General features: G+C 69.5%; 13 protein-coding genes. 6 read left to right on the top strand and 7 right to left on the bottom strand.

The genetic code is table 11. The features are described 5' to 3' along the window. Positions 1 to 80 precede the first annotated feature (80 nt). The 3 genes from AB0C30_RS47665 to AB0C30_RS47655 all read right to left on the bottom strand — a co-directional run bounded on the left by AB0C30_RS47665 (position 81) and on the right by AB0C30_RS47655 (position 3,500). The gene (locus tag AB0C30_RS47665) at positions 81 to 1,421 is read right to left on the bottom strand and encodes a serine hydrolase domain-containing protein (protein ID WP_357956865.1); all 1,341 of its coding nucleotides are present in this window, start codon (positions 1,419 to 1,421) and stop codon (positions 81 to 83) included. Between the two features lie 18 nt (positions 1,422 to 1,439). Continuing rightward, a complete protein-coding gene (locus AB0C30_RS47660; protein WP_357956863.1) occupies positions 1,440 to 2,987 on the bottom strand; it encodes a hypothetical protein in 1,548 nt (515 codons plus the stop codon). A gap of 150 nt (positions 2,988 to 3,137) precedes the next feature. Next, a complete protein-coding gene (locus AB0C30_RS47655; protein ID WP_357956861.1) occupies positions 3,138 to 3,500 on the bottom strand; it encodes a hypothetical protein in 363 nt (120 codons plus the stop codon). A 246-nt stretch (positions 3,501 to 3,746) separates the two neighbouring features. Here AB0C30_RS47655 and AB0C30_RS47650 point away from each other — a divergent pair, with 246 nt between their 5' ends. The 4 genes from AB0C30_RS47650 (at position 3,747) to AB0C30_RS47635 (ending at position 8,316) form a co-directional block, all read left to right on the top strand. Beyond that, positions 3,747 to 3,950 carry a hypothetical protein gene (locus AB0C30_RS47650; protein ID WP_357956859.1) on the top strand — a complete coding sequence of 68 codons (204 nt, stop codon included), beginning with the start codon at positions 3,747 to 3,749 and terminating at the stop codon, positions 3,948 to 3,950. Positions 3,951 to 4,208: 258 nt separating this feature from the next. Beyond that, positions 4,209 to 4,622, top strand: coding sequence for a hypothetical protein (locus tag AB0C30_RS47645; protein WP_357956857.1), 414 nt, complete (start codon positions 4,209 to 4,211; stop codon positions 4,620 to 4,622). 135 nt (positions 4,623 to 4,757) lie between these two features. Then, on the top strand, positions 4,758 to 6,974 hold the full coding sequence (locus AB0C30_RS47640) for an ATP-dependent RecD-like DNA helicase (RefSeq protein ID WP_357956855.1): 2,217 nt from the start codon (positions 4,758 to 4,760) through the stop codon (positions 6,972 to 6,974). Positions 6,975 to 7,134: 160 nt separating this feature from the next. Then, entirely contained in the window at positions 7,135 to 8,316 is a 1,182-nt protein-coding gene (locus tag AB0C30_RS47635) for an Ig-like domain-containing protein (RefSeq protein ID WP_357956853.1), read from the top strand. Between the two features lie 14 nt (positions 8,317 to 8,330). On the opposite strand, the gene AB0C30_RS47630 is transcribed toward AB0C30_RS47635, so the two are convergent. Further along, a complete protein-coding gene (locus AB0C30_RS47630; RefSeq protein ID WP_357956851.1) occupies positions 8,331 to 9,908 on the bottom strand; it encodes an MDR family MFS transporter in 1,578 nt (525 codons plus the stop codon). Between the two features lie 6 nt (positions 9,909 to 9,914). Beyond that, positions 9,915 to 10,508 (bottom strand): NAD(P)H-dependent oxidoreductase, encoded by a 594-nt coding sequence (locus tag AB0C30_RS47625; RefSeq protein ID WP_357956849.1) that lies wholly within the window; start codon positions 10,506 to 10,508, stop codon positions 9,915 to 9,917. Between the two features lie 121 nt (positions 10,509 to 10,629). On the opposite strand from AB0C30_RS47625, the gene AB0C30_RS47620 reads away from it, so the two are divergent. Next, positions 10,630 to 11,355, top strand: coding sequence for a TetR/AcrR family transcriptional regulator C-terminal domain-containing protein (locus AB0C30_RS47620; RefSeq protein WP_357956847.1), 726 nt, complete (start codon positions 10,630 to 10,632; stop codon positions 11,353 to 11,355). A gap of 8 nt (positions 11,356 to 11,363) precedes the next feature. Here AB0C30_RS47620 and AB0C30_RS47615 read toward each other — a convergent pair whose 3' ends face one another. Continuing rightward, a complete protein-coding gene (locus AB0C30_RS47615; RefSeq protein ID WP_357956845.1) occupies positions 11,364 to 11,807 on the bottom strand; it encodes a cupin domain-containing protein in 444 nt (147 codons plus the stop codon). A gap of 10 nt (positions 11,808 to 11,817) precedes the next feature. After that, complete coding sequence (locus tag AB0C30_RS47610; protein ID WP_357956843.1) at positions 11,818 to 12,366, bottom strand: EF-hand domain-containing protein; 549 nt, start codon at positions 12,364 to 12,366, stop codon at positions 11,818 to 11,820. 212 nt (positions 12,367 to 12,578) lie between these two features. Here AB0C30_RS47610 and AB0C30_RS47605 point away from each other — a divergent pair, with 212 nt between their 5' ends. Beyond that, positions 12,579 to 13,502, top strand: a complete 924-nt coding sequence (locus AB0C30_RS47605; protein ID WP_357956841.1) for a TauD/TfdA family dioxygenase — start codon at positions 12,579 to 12,581, stop codon at positions 13,500 to 13,502. The last annotated feature ends 18 nt before the right edge of the window (positions 13,503 to 13,520 follow it).

Below are 13,520 nucleotides of genomic sequence, written 5' to 3'. Positions count from 1 at the left end.
GGAGCAGGCGCCCGGCCCCGGCCCCGGCCCCGGGCAGGGGCTCGGGCGCGGGCGGGCGGGCGGCGCGGGCGGTAACGAGGTCAGGCGTGCCAGTCCGTCACGCCGCCCGGGACGGGCGCCTGCGGGTCGTAGGGCTCGCGGGTGAAGATGAAGGTGTTGAGGTCGAGGTGATCGGCCCCGACCCGCAGCGTCTCACCGGCGTAGTAGCCATCCAGCCCCAGCCAGGTCCCGTCCTCCTGCGGCACGAACCGGGAGGACCGCCCCGCCCCGCCCACCGGCGTGAGCGCCAGGCCGCCGTCGGGCAGCAGCCGCAACGCGTACGGCTTGGGGCCCCAGTGCCACAACCCGGTCAGCGCCAGCAGGGCGGGGTCGGCGGGGGCGGGCCGCCACTGCTCGGGCAGGCGGGGCTCGTGTTCGTCGAGGATGTCCAGCAGGTCGGTGGGCAGGCTGTAGCTGAGGCCGCTGGTGGTGTTGGCCAGGAACAGCACGCCCACCTGGTCGGCCGGGTCGGCCCACACGGTGGCCAGGAAGCCGGGCATGGACCCGGTGTGACCGGCCAGGCGGCGTCCGGAGTGCCGGGTCAGCTGCAGGCCGAGCCCGTAGCCGGAGGTCCAGGCGTCGCCGTCGTCGACGGTGGCGGGCTCGCGCATCTCGGCCAGCGTGGCGGGGGACAGGACGCCGCCGGTGTCCCCGGCCACGAACGCCGCCCAGCGGGCCAGGTCGGCGGTCGTGGACCACAGCTGACCGGCGGGCCCCATGGCGGCGGCGTCGTGTTCGGGCTCGGCCAGCACCACCTCGGCCCACGGGTGGACGGCGTAGCCGGTGGCGTGCGGGGCGCGCGGCCGCTCGGTGGTGGCCGACAGGCCGAGCGGCTGAAGGACCTCCTGCTGTACAGCCTGCAGCCAGGGCATGCCGCGCAGCCGGGCGACCAGCTCGCCGAGCAGGCCGTAGCCGATGTTGGAGTAGTGGAAGCGGCGGCCGGGCCGGTGCTTGGCGTGCTGCGGCCCGAGCAGGGCCAGCAGGTCACCGGCCGGCAGGCCGGGGGTGCGCTCCCACCAGCCGGTGGGCGGTTCGGCGGTCAGGCCGGCGGTGTGGGAGAGCAGCTGGGCCAAGCTCACCTCGCCGAACGGGGTGCCGGGCAGGTGTTTGGCCAGGGGGTCGAGCAGGTCGAGGCGGCCTTCGTCCCGCAGCCGCATGACCACGACGGCCACCATGCTCTTGGTGATCGAGCCGAGCCGGTATTGCGTATCGGCGGTGGGAGGCGCCCCGCCGCCGGGGCCGGTGAAGCCGCGAGCGCCGAACCAGGCCAGCCTCCCCTCGCGTACGATCGCGGCCGTCAGCGACGGCACCCTGCACTCGGCCTGTTCGACGGCCAGCCTGCGCAGCAGCGCCCGCGCCGTCGTCTCACCCACCTGACTCATGGGCGCCAAGCCTAGTGCTCAGATGGGCAGCAGTTCCGGCCCGATCAGCTCGCCCTGGTGCGGCTGGGGGTGGGCCTGGTCGTGGTAGTAGTGGCCGGCGTACCAGACGACGACGTTGGTGGCGTCGATGCTCTCGCTGTTGAGGAAGCGCCCGATGGCGGCCCGGTCGCGCGGGCCGGGGTTGCCGTCGTCGAGCTCGGCCGCGTGGTGGCGCAGGAACCACAGGTCGGAGACCCCGTAGGAGTCGGCGGTGTCGTCGAAGGGGCCGGGGTGGATCTGGTAGCCGCGCCCTGAGGATTTGTCGCGTACCTGCCAGTAGCGGCCGGGGGCGCGGCGGCGGGTGGTCTCGCGGACGATCGGCACCGGCTCGGGGATGATCGGCCCCTGGTCGATCTGCTCGACGATGTCGTTGGCGGAGCCTTCGATGTCGAAGTCGAAGCGCCAGTAGGCGTGGTGGCGGTGCACCATGCAGGTCATCGGGTTGGCGGTGGCGGCGAAGCCGAAGCGGGGCCTGATGGTGCCGTCGTCGCCCAGCCGCCAGTCGCTGGCGTAGCGGTACCAGCCGGCCTGCAGCTCGCTGACGATGCGCAGCTCGTCGCCGTCGTGGTGGAAGGCCACGCCCTGGAAGCCGCCGGCGTCGGTGTCGGGCCGTTCCAGGATGGTACGCGGCGGGCTGTCGCACAGCCGCCAGCCCCAGCCGACCGGGTCGGTGCCGGTGGCCGAGAAGCGGGTCTCGGAGGAGGCGTCGTCGCGGAAGGTGGTGCCTTGTTCGTACTCGACGTTCAGGACGGGTACGTGCGCCTGGCGCAGCACCAACCGGCCCCGGTAGCGCACCTCGCGCAGCTCCACGCCCGATCCGGCGCCGGGGTTCTGCGGGGCAGAGGCGCGCGGCCGCACGACCAGCAGGTTCCACAGCTCGTCGGCGCCCCGCAGGACGCGTACCCGCACCTGGTCGGGGCCGCCGTGGTCGGCCAGGGGGGTGACGCCTTCGGGCACGGTGTGCTCGCAGTCGTGGTGCATGCGCACGTCGATGCCGGCCGGGGTCCAGTCGACGGTGCGGGCGGCGGTGTCGACGGCGACGATGCGGTGGCGTACCCCGGTGGGCTCGCCGGGGGTGTAGATGCCCAGGGTGGGGCGGCGCACGGTGGTGCCGTCGGGGTTGTCCAGGTCGGCCAGAGGCGGCATGGGCCGGTAGACGATCACGTTGTCGCCCGGCGGGAAGTGCGGGTCGGCGCGCAGGACGTCGGCGGCCGCGAGCAGTTCGTCGTGGCTGGGCGGCGGCCGGTGGGCGCTGGGCCGGACCTCGGCGCTTTCCGGCCGGTCCAGGGTGCCGCGCAGCTCGACGGCGCGGTTGCCCACTGGGTCGAAGACGGTAGCGCGGAAGGGGGCGTCCTGGCCGGGGTCGTGGCCGAGCGCCGGAGCCTGGCCGATGATCAGCCGGTCGGCGTCGGCGACCTCCAGCGCGGACAGGACGCCCGGGTGGGCGGCCACGGCCTGGCGCAGTTGCCCGGCGCTCAGCCCGGCGCGGGGGACCGCTTCGATGGTGACGCGTACATCGTCGCTCATGCATGGCTTCCTACAGGGCGGCGGGCGCGGCTGGAAGGCCCAGATGTTCTCACCGGTGCTCTGTGGCGACGGCGTGCGGCGGACCTGCGAACGGGCGGGCATGGGAACGGCCCCGGTCGGCGAGCGACCGGGGCCGGATGATGCGGCAGGTCAGTCGGCGCAGATGGCGAAGACGCTGATGCCGACGTCGCTGTAGCCGTCCTGGCGGCCGAGGACGATCCAGCCGCGCCCGTCATCAGTGGGGAAGGAGCCGACGAGGATCGCCCCGTTGCCGCGGGCCTCGCCGCCTCCGCCCAGGACCTTCTTGGCGCCGGGGCAGTAGAGGGTACGGCGCTGGAAGTTGGGCACGTTCGCGTTGGGCAGCGTCACCAGCTGGTATCCGGGCGGCAGCGCGGAGGCGTGGTGGGGCTGGCCGGCGGGTGCGGTGGTGGCGTTGGCTGCGGTGACGACGGTGGCTGTGGCCACGCACGCACCGGTGAGGAGGACGGCCAGGGCGAGGGACTTCTTGTGCATCGCTCTCCTTGAGTTGTTCCCTGGATCACCTCCGCTCCGCCCGCGGGCAGCACGAACCCGCGGTCGAAGTGGGGTGATCCAGGGAGCCAGGGCCTACACGAAGAGTATCCACAGCACTACCGTGAGTGTCGATGGGTAATCATGTTCGAGCCGCGGACCCGTCAATATGCAGTTACATGCCTGCATGTCGGCGATGGCCTGATGTTAGGCTCAAAAGTGATCACTCCTCTGCGAAGGAAGGCCGCCATGAGTGACATACGGTTCCCGCTCACGCTGCGCGTCACCGTCAGCGGAGCGACCCCGGACGAGATCAGGGAGAAGGCCAGGACCCAGGCCCTGGACTTCTTCGGGCCCCACTCCGAACTGGACGTCATCAGCGCGGAGGCCGAGTCCGACACGGAGCGCGGCACCGGCTACCGGGCGGTCGTCGTCTTCCGGCGGGTCGCCTAATGAGAGCGGCAGATGCGCATCCACGGTCAAGCCATCGCCAACAGCGATAGTAGTGGAATGAATAATATACGCGTCGAGACCAAAATACGCCGGTCAACATCCCCAGCACCCCCGCAAGAAATACACATCAAATGTTTCATGTTCCGGAAAAAGGGCCCGGCCGGCGCTCGATAAATCTTGGCGCACGTCTTGACTATTGCCGAGCGCGCCATGTCACGATGGGAGGGAAAGCGAGAGACACACAATGGGGGTGGTCTCGTGCTCAAAGAAATATTCGTTACCGGGGCCCTGGTGGCGACCGCCATCGTCCCTTCCGCGGCCGCACTGGCCCAGCCTGACAAGGCCCGCACCCTCGGCAACCACACCGCATCCACCTCGCTCACCCACTGCACTTCGACAAGCTCCGGCAAGCCGTGCAAATGGCTGGAGGGAAAGAACAAGAAGTGCCTGTGGTGCAAGTCGAAGAAGGGCGGATACACGCGTAGTTACTGCGAGGACAAGAGCATGGGCTCGCCAGGAAAGGCGCCCGAGAAGCCGAAACAAGAGGGCATCCTCTGCAAGGGAGACCTCGACGAGGCCGCTACCGCCTGCACCAGGTGCGTCAACCTCAAGACCGGAAAGATATTCTCCAGCAGCTGCAAGGGAGAAAAGCCTGGAGACCCGGCTCCCTAGTTCCAGTCCCGAAGAGGATCCCCGGGCATAGGCGTCGCGACGCGCGGCCCCTATGCCCGCACGGGCACGAGGCCACCCGTCCCTTGCCCTATTCTTGGGCCGGAGAACGCCCAGGGACAGGGAGAGACTTCTTCGGTGAAGCAAGGTCCGGCCAATCTCCCCGCCACGCACCTCGACGCCGTCCTCGAACGCTTCACCTACGGCCCGAACGAGGAGACCGGCTACTCGATCGCGCGGGTGGCGACCGAGCGGTCGGGCGCCGAGCTGCTGACCGTGGTGGGACCGCTGCTGGGCGCGCAGGTGGGGGAGTCGCTGCGGCTGAGCGGCCGCTGGACCTCCCACCCCAAGTACGGCAAGCAGTTCGAGGTGTGGTCCTACACCACCGTGCTGCCGGCCACCATCCAGGGCATCCGCCGCTACCTGGGCTCCGGCCTGATCAAGGGCATCGGCCCGAAGATGGCGGAGCGGATCGTCGACCACTTCGGCACCGACACCCTCGAGGTGATCGAGCAGGCGCCCGAGCGGCTGGTCGAGGTGCCGGGCCTGGGCCCCAAGCGGACCAAGCTGATCGCCGCCGCCTGGGAGGAACAGAAGATCATCAAAGAGGTGATGATCTTCCTGCAGGGTGTCGGCGTGTCCACCTCGATCGCGGTGCGCATCTTCAAGCAGTACGGCGAGAGCTCCATCTCCGTCGTCAAGAGCCGCCCGTACCAGCTGGCCGACGACGTGTGGGGCATCGGCTTCAAGACCGCCGACACCATCGCCCAGGCGGTCGGCATCCCGCACGACAGCCCCGAGCGGGTCAAGGCCGGGCTGCGCTACACGCTGTCCCAGGCGGCCGACGACGGCCACTGCTACCTGCCCGCCCCCAACCTCGTCGGCGACGCCGTCAAGATCCTGGAGGTGCCCGCCGACCTGGTCGCCGGCTGCCTGGAAGAGCTGGTCGCCGAGGAGGGCGTGGTACGCGAGCAGATCCCGGCCGGCGACAACATCGTGCCGGCGGTCTACCTGGTGCCCTTCCACCGGGCCGAGCTGTCGCTGGCCTCGGCGCTGCTGTCGCTGCTGCGCGGCGGCCATGACCGGCTGGCCGCCTTCGCCGAGGTCGACTGGGAGCGGGCCGAGCAGTGGCTGCGCGGCCAGACCGGCGCGGACCTGGCCGCCGAGCAGCGTCAGGCCGTACGGCTGGCGCTGACGGAGAAGGTCGCGGTGCTGACCGGCGGGCCGGGCTGCGGCAAGAGCTTCACCGTGCGCTCCATCGTGACGCTGGCCCGCGCCAAACGGGCCAAGGTGATCCTGGCCGCGCCCACGGGCCGGGCCGCGAAAAGGCTCGCCGAGCTGACCGGCCATGAGGCGACCACCGTTCACCGGCTGCTGCAGCTGCGGCCCGGCGGGGATGCCACCTTCGACCGCGACAACCCCCTGGACGCCGACCTGGTCGTCGTCGACGAGGCATCCATGCTCGACCTGCTGCTGGCCAACAAGCTCGTCAAGGCGGTCGCGCCCGGCACGCACCTGTTGTTCGTGGGGGATGTGGACCAGCTGCCCTCGGTGGGCGCGGGTGAGGTGCTGAAGGACCTGCTGGCCGCCGAGGACATCCCCCGCGTACGGCTGACGCAGATCTTCCGCCAGGCGCAGGAGTCGGGCGTGGTGGTCAACGCCCACCGCGTCAACACCGGCCTGCACCCCAAGCTGGAGAAGATGACGGACTTCTTCCTGTTCCCGTGCGAGGAACCGGAGGAGATCGCGGCGCTGACGGTCGACGTGGTGGCCCGGCGCATCCCGCGCAAGTTCGGCCTCAACGCCCGTCGCGACATCCAGGTGCTGGCCCCCATGCACCGCGGCGCCGCCGGAGCCGGCGCCCTCAACATCGCGCTGCAGGAGGCCCTGACCCCCTCGCGCGAGGACCTGCCAGAACGCCGCTACGGCGGGCGCGTCTTCCGCATCGGCGACAAGGTCACCCAGCTGCGCAACAACTACGAAAAAGGCGCGGCCGGGGTGTTCAACGGCACCGTCGGCATCGTCGTCGACATCCGTCCCGACGAGCAGAAGCTGATCGTCGCCACCGATGAGGACGAGCAGGTCGACTACGCCTTCGACGAGCTGGACGAGCTGGCCCACGCCTACGCCGTCTCCATCCACCGCTCCCAGGGCAGCGAGTACCCGGCCGTGGTCATCCCCCTGGCCACCAGCGCCTGGATGATGCTGCAGCGCAACCTGCTCTACACCGCGATCACCCGCGCCAAGCGGCTGGTCGTCATCGTCGGGTCCCGGCGCGCGCTGGCGCAGGCCGTACGGACCAAGGGGGCCGGGCGGCGCCACACCAGCCTGACCCACCGCCTGGCCCAGCACTGAGGGTTTCGCCCCTTTACTCCTGTTGCGCCCGGCTGACCTGGGGTTCCCAGCAACAAGTGATTTAAATGTTACCGAACTATCCCAAACTCCTCCGCGTCTTACATGCAGGAGCATTAAGGTCTTTGGCATTGAGTTTGCTGTTATGGGGGAGAGGACTGACTTGAACGTCAAGCCCGGTTGGAGGACGCCCGTCACGGGCATGGCCCTGCTCGCGGCCGCGGCACTGACCGCGTCCTGCTCGAGCACTCCCCCCGCCCCGGGCAACGCCGACGCGGCCAAGGCGACCACCTCCGCGACCCCGGAAGCGCCGACGATCAAGATCTCACCCGCCGAGGGCAGCTCGAAGATCAGCCCCGACAAGAAGATCGTCGTGACCGCCGCCGGCGGCACCCTGGAAGAGGTCACGGCCGAAGGCGGCGGCAAGAGCGTCGAGGGCACCTTCAACGCCGACAAGACCAAATGGGTCTCCAAGGGCACCCTGCTGCCCTCCAGCTCCTACAACGTCAGCGCCAAGGCCGGCGTCACCAGCGCCGCCAGCACGTTCAAGACGCTCAAGCCCGAGCGCGAACTGCAGGTCATCGACGTCACACCCAGCGCCAAGGGGGAGACGGTCGGCGTGGGGGCGCCGATCATCGTCACCTTCAACCAGCCCGTCAGCGAGAAGGCCGACGTCGAACGCGCCCTGGAGGTCGAGGCGCAAAAGCCCGTCGACGGCGCCTGGCGCTGGATCAACGACACCACCGTCATCTACCGCACCGCCAAGTACTGGCCCGCCCACCAGAAGGTCACCTTCAACGCCCGCCTCACCGGCGTCAAGGGCGGCAAGGGCATGTACGGCGTCAAGGACTCCGCCACCACCTTGAAGATCGGCGCCCGCGTGATCAGCAAGGTCGACACCAAAAAGCACATGATGTACGTCTACCGCGACGGCAAGCGCGTGCAGACGATGCGCATCAGCGCCGGCATGGCCACCACCCGCGAGTACACCACCACCTCCGGCGTCCACCTGACCATGGAGCGCGGCAACCCGGTCCGCATGATCTCACCCGGCCGCAAGAAGGGCGACCCCGGCTACTACGACGTCATGATCAACCACGCCGTGCGGATCTCCAACTCCGGCGAGTACGTCCACGCCAAGGACAACGTCTGGGCCCAGGGCCGCTCCAACGTCAGCCACGGCTGCATCAACTCCCGCCCCGACCAGGCCCTGTGGTTCTACAACCACTTCCAGCGCGGCGACGTCGTCGACATCAAGGGCACCACCCGCGACCTGGAATGGAACAACGGCTGGGGCTTCTGGCAGCTGCCCTTCTCCAAGTGGAAGAAGGGCAGCGCCCTGTAGGCGGGCCGCCTGGCTCATGTCGCCTTCTCGGCGGACAAGCGGGCCGCCTCACCGCCATCCCGCCGCTCCCTTTGCTCAGGCCCCGTCACGGCGGGCTCCGCCGGGGCCGGGGGATGCTCACGCAGCGGAGTTTCGCGGACGAGCCAGGACGCCGCGAAGGCGATCAACGCGAGAACGGCGGCGCCGATGAGCAGGCCGTGCAAGCCGCTGGTGACGGCTTCTCGCACGGCCTCGCCGACCGCAGCGGGCAGGTCGGGCAGCAGGTGGGGCGTGAGTTCGCCCCCCGCGGTCAGCCGCTCGGCCGCCGCCGGGCCGAGACGGGCGCTGAGGTCGGCCCGCATGTTCCCCGCGTACAGGCCGCCCAGCAGCGCGATGCCCAGCGAACCGCCGATGGTGCGCAGCAGGGTGAGCGTCCCGCTGGCGGCGCCCATGTCCCGGGGGCCGGCACTGTTCATCGTGATCAGCGTCGTACTCTGCGTCACCAGACCCATCCCGGCCCCGACGAGGAGGCTGAGCGCCGAGGCCGCCGCCGCCGCAGTGCCGGCCTCGAGCAGCAGCAGGGCCAGAGTCCCGGCGATCGTCAGTGCGCCGCCGAGGATCGGATAGCGGCGGTAGCGGCCATTTCGGCTGATGAGATGGCCGGTGATCAGTTGCGCGCCGAGCATGCCGAACATCAGGGGCAGCAGCAGCATGCCGCTGAGCGTGGGTGAGGTTCCCTGCACGAACTGCATGTACTGCGGCAGGTAGTTGGTCACGCTGAGCATGATCGCGCCGAGCAGGAAGCTGAGAATCTGGGCGAGGGTGAAGTCGCGGTCGTGGAACAAGCGGGGCGGGATGACCGGCTCGGCGGCGCGCCGTTCGACGGCCACGAAGGCGGCCAAGGCGAGAACGCCGCCGGCGGCGAGGGCCAGGATCTGGGGCGAGAACCAGGAGTAGGTGGTTCCGCCCCAGCTGCTCAGCAGGGTCAGGGCCACGATGGCGGTGGTGAGCAGGGCCGCACCGCCGTAATCGATGCGGACTTTGACGCGCTCGATCGGTGGCAGATGGATACGGGTGGCGATGATCAGCAGGGCGACGGCGCCGAAGGGCAGGTTGACGAAGAAGGTCCAGCGCCAGCTCAGGTAGTCGGTGAGCAGCCCGCCGGCCAGCGGGCCGCCGACGTAGGCGATCGGCATGATGACGCCGATCATCGACTGCAGGCGGCCGCTGTGACGTGGTGGTACGAGCATGCCGATGATGGCCAGCGCGCCGACCATCAGCCCGCCCGCGCCCAGGCCCTGTACGGCGCGGAAGGCGATGAGCTGGCCCATGTCCTGGGCCAGGCCGGACAGGACGGAGCCGGCCTGGAAGAGCGCGATCGCGGCGATGAAGGTGATCTTGCGGCCGTACAGGTCGCCGAGTTTGCCCCAGATCGGGGTAGTGGCCGCGCCCGCGAGCATGTAGGCGGTCACCACCCATGGCAGGTGGTCCAGCCCGCCGAGGTCGCCCACGATCGTGGGCAGCGCGGTACCCACGATCAGGCCGTCCAGCATGGCCAGGAACATACCGAGCAACAGGCCGAACACCGCGAGGTAGGGCAAGCGGTCGTTCATCGCGGTTCAGGCGGCGTAGGGCCGGATGGCCTTGGCCTCGCGCAGGGCGTGCGCCCACCAGGCGAGTTGGTCGAGCATGGTCGTGGCGGCGGTGTCGGCGGCCGGATCGACGGCCCTTCCCTCCCCGTCGAACTGCTCCCAGGCGCGCTGGAAGCCGACGCCGTCGCGGATGGTGACCGCGTGCAGTTCGGCCAGCACCAGGCGCAGGTGCTCGACCGCGCGCAGCCCGGCGGAGAAGGCGCCGTAGGAGACGAAGCCGACCGGCTTGGCGTGCCATTCCCTGGAGTGCCAGTCGATGGCGTTCTTCAGCGGCGCGGGGAAGCTGTGGTTGTACTCCGGGGTGACGATGACGAAAGCGTCGGCCGCCGCCAGCCGTGGTGATACGGCCGCGAGCAGATCCTTGGCCTCCTGGGAGGCCGGCGGCTGCCCGAGCACGGGGAAAACGGTGGGCAGCGGGGTTTCGACCAGATCGATGAGGTCGGCGCTCATGTCGGCGCGCCGCGCGATGTGGTCGACGACCCAGGAGGCCACGCCCGTGCCGAATCGGCCCTCGCGGGTGCTGCCGAGGATGACCGCGATCTTCAGGTGGTTGTCGTTCATGGAGGGGCACTTCCTTGTGTGTACGGCGTATCCGAGCGAGATACAACGTACACATCCCTGTGTACGTTGTCTACTTTTGATACGTTGTATCGCACGACCAGCTGGAGGGAAGCCCCACACCATGGCCATCGAGAACGACAAGCCGCGCGCATCACTCTGGGAGCGCCTGGAAGCTCCCGCCCCCGCGCAGCGACAGACGCTCTCCCCGCAGCGCATCGCCATGACCGCGGTCGAGATCGCCGACGCCGAAGGCCTGGAGGCCATCACCATGCGCCGCCTGGCCACCGAACTGGGCGTCGCCCCCATGGCGCCCTACCGCCACGTGTCAGGCAAGGACGATCTCCTGCAGCTGATGGTCGACCATGTCTACGCCGGCTTTCACCTCCCAGCCGAGCGGGAGTGGCGCGAGAGCATGCGGACCCTGGCGCTGCGCACCCGCGACCTCATGCTCCGGCACCTGTGGCTGGCACAGCTGCCCCCACAGGCCAGGCTCTCGCTCACGCCCAACAGGATGAGAGTCGCCGAGCAGGCCCTGTCAGCGCTGGACGGCCTGGGCCTGGACGCCGACGCGATGATGAGCGTCTTCCGCGCCGTGGACGCCTACGTCCAGGGCGCCTTGAACGACGAGAGCGCCGTACGCAACCTCATGCACGAACAAGGCTGGTCCGACGGCGACGAACTGCGTTCCGAACTGGCACCGCAGATGATCTGGCACATGCGGACCGGCCGCTATCCCACTTTCCAGCGCTACCTTCAAACCGCCACCCGCAAGGACGACGCGCAGTGGCAGTTCGAAACCGGCCTCACCTACGTCCTCGACGGCATCGCGACCACCCTGGCCATCTGAGTCGCAGCTCAGCCGGCCCCGAGACCGTCAACAGGAGGCCGTCGGCTCTCCAGGTCGGGCAGAAGAATCGTGCTCTCCTGCTCGCGCGGATCCGTGCGCGCCAGGACGACCTCGGCGGGCTCGCTGTCACTGAGATTCACCGGCATGTGCGGCGTACTGGCGGGGATGTAGATGAACTCCCCTTGACGCGCTTGCAGGTAGTGCTCCAGATTCTCGCCGTACCAGGCACCTACGGCGCCCCTGATGACGTAGATGGCCGTCTCGTGATGGTCGTGCTTATGAGCCCGGCCGCTGCCCGAGGGAGGAATGGTCTGCAGGTGCATGCAGATATTGCGCGCACCCACGGTCTCGGCGGCGATACCGGCGAAGAACTGCAGATGCTGCTTGCCCTCATACATCAAAGCGGACCGGATGACACGGCAGTGACCGTCCGGCTGCGGGGGATGCTCCACCTCTGGCTCCTCAGAATCGGCCGAAGATCAGGTTGCCGGGCGCGCCCGGGTCGGTACTGGCGTAGAAGTCCCGCTGCGCGGCGTGGATCTCGCTGATGTCCAGATGCCCGCTGCCGTCGGTGTCGAGCCGGTCGAAGACCTCACGCCGCTCGGCCTCGGGCAGGGAGCAGATGCCGGGGATGGCGGCGAACTCCTCAAAGGAGATCCGGCCATCGCCGTCGATGTCGCAGACGGTCAGGACGGACTCGGCGATCCGGCCCGCGGTCGCCGCGTAGCCGCTGGTGCGGAACTCCTGGCCGGCCAGGTAGGCGGTGAACTCCGCGCGCGACAGGTGCCCGTCGTTGTCGTCGTCGGCACTGTGGATCAGGGCGTTCCACATGCTCGCGTAGGCGGCCACCACGTCCCGGCCCTTGGCGGAGTCGGCCGGCACGCCGAACGCCGCCAAGAACCTCGTGGCCGCGATCTGAAAGTCGTCCCTGGTGAGCACACCGTCACCATCGGCGTCGTACAAGGTGAATCTCTTGTCGAATTTCCGGGCGAGAACGTCGGGCACGGACATGGCGCTCCTTCGGGAGGCGGTGAACCGGCACCCGCACTGTAACACTACTTAAAGTTATGAACAATCACTCTTTGCAATCGACGGGAGGAGAGCCTTCAGAGCGCTTGCGCTGTGGGTGAAGCGGTTGCGCCGTGGGCGATGAGGGGGTGCCACGCAAGAGCAAGGACGACAGGGTGAGTCCAAGAACCACGACGAGCGGAGAGGTGGCCACCATGGCGATCGCACAAGTGCTGGGGCCCGGCCAATGGCTGGCGGCGGAGATCGGCGACAGCGACCCATGGAGGGTCGCGCTCAGCGAGGAGCATCGGCACGAGGTGCTCGGCGCCGTACGAGCGGCGCAGGCGGCCGGGCCGGCGCCACAGGAGATCACCCCGGACGGCTTCCCGCTGCCGACGCTCGGGCCGCTCCTGCGGCGAATGCGTGAGGAGATCGTGGACGGTCACGGGTTCGCCCTGCTCCAAGGGGTGCCCGTCGGCCAGATGAGCGAGCGGCAGCGCGAGATCGCCGGACTCGGCCTCGGCTGCCACATCGGCGCAATCGTCTCACAAGGACCCGGCCCGGTGCCGCTGGTGCACGTACGAGACACCGGCGCCGACCCCTCCCAGCCACGCACCCGCAGCTACCAGCACAACGGGCGGCTCGGCTTCCACAGCGACCCCACCGACGTCGTCGCCCTGCTGTGCGTGCGGCCGGCCAAGTCGGGCGGCCTCAGCGTCATCGTCAGCTCCGTGGCGGTGCACAACGAGGTCGTCCGGACCCGCCCCGACCTGGCCGAGGTGCTCTACCAGCCGTGGTGGCACGACCGGCGCACCGGTGACGGCCCCGACAGCTTCTACACCAAACCGCTGTGCACATTGGGCCAGGACGGCAGGGTGTCGTTCTCCTACGGGCCCGACTACCTGCGCTCGGCCCAGCGCGGCGCCTGCGTGCCGCCGTTCACCCCGGCGCAGCGCGAGGCGATGGACCTGCTCGACCGGCTGACCAACGACCCCCGCTTCGTGCTCACCATGGACCTGCGGGAGGGCGACATGCAGTTCCTCAACAACCACCTCCTCCTGCACGGCCGCACCGCCTACGAAGACCACCCCGAGCCGCAGCGCCGCCACCTCATCCGCCTGTGGTTCACCACCGGCTGAGACGCCCAAGCAGGCCGC

It is taken from the genome of Nonomuraea sp. NPDC048901 (assembly GCF_040649695.1).
GTDB lineage: Bacteria > Actinomycetota > Actinomycetes > Streptosporangiales > Streptosporangiaceae > Nonomuraea.
The sequence above is the reverse complement of the archived record's forward strand: the minus strand, read 5'-3'. Positions and strand labels throughout refer to the sequence as shown.

Bases quoted from the DNA above. Each gene is read 5' to 3' on its own strand.
- AB0C30_RS47665 (WP_357956865.1), bottom strand. From the start codon at position 1,421: ATGAGTCAGGTGGGTGAGACGACGGCGCGGGCGCTGCTGCGCAGGCTG.
- AB0C30_RS47660 (WP_357956863.1), bottom strand. From the start codon at position 2,987: ATGAGCGACGATGTACGCGTCACCATCGAAGCGGTCCCCCGCGCCGGG.
- AB0C30_RS47655 (WP_357956861.1), bottom strand. From the start codon at position 3,500: ATGCACAAGAAGTCCCTCGCCCTGGCCGTCCTCCTCACCGGTGCGTGC.
- AB0C30_RS47650 (WP_357956859.1), top strand. From the start codon at position 3,747: ATGAGTGACATACGGTTCCCGCTCACGCTGCGCGTCACCGTCAGCGGA.
- AB0C30_RS47630 (WP_357956851.1), bottom strand. From the start codon at position 9,908: ATGAACGACCGCTTGCCCTACCTCGCGGTGTTCGGCCTGTTGCTCGGT.
- AB0C30_RS47625 (WP_357956849.1), bottom strand. From the start codon at position 10,508: ATGAACGACAACCACCTGAAGATCGCGGTCATCCTCGGCAGCACCCGC.
- AB0C30_RS47620 (WP_357956847.1), top strand. From the start codon at position 10,630: ATGGCCATCGAGAACGACAAGCCGCGCGCATCACTCTGGGAGCGCCTG.
- AB0C30_RS47610 (WP_357956843.1), bottom strand. From the start codon at position 12,366: ATGTCCGTGCCCGACGTTCTCGCCCGGAAATTCGACAAGAGATTCACC.
- AB0C30_RS47605 (WP_357956841.1), top strand. From the start codon at position 12,579: ATGGCGATCGCACAAGTGCTGGGGCCCGGCCAATGGCTGGCGGCGGAG.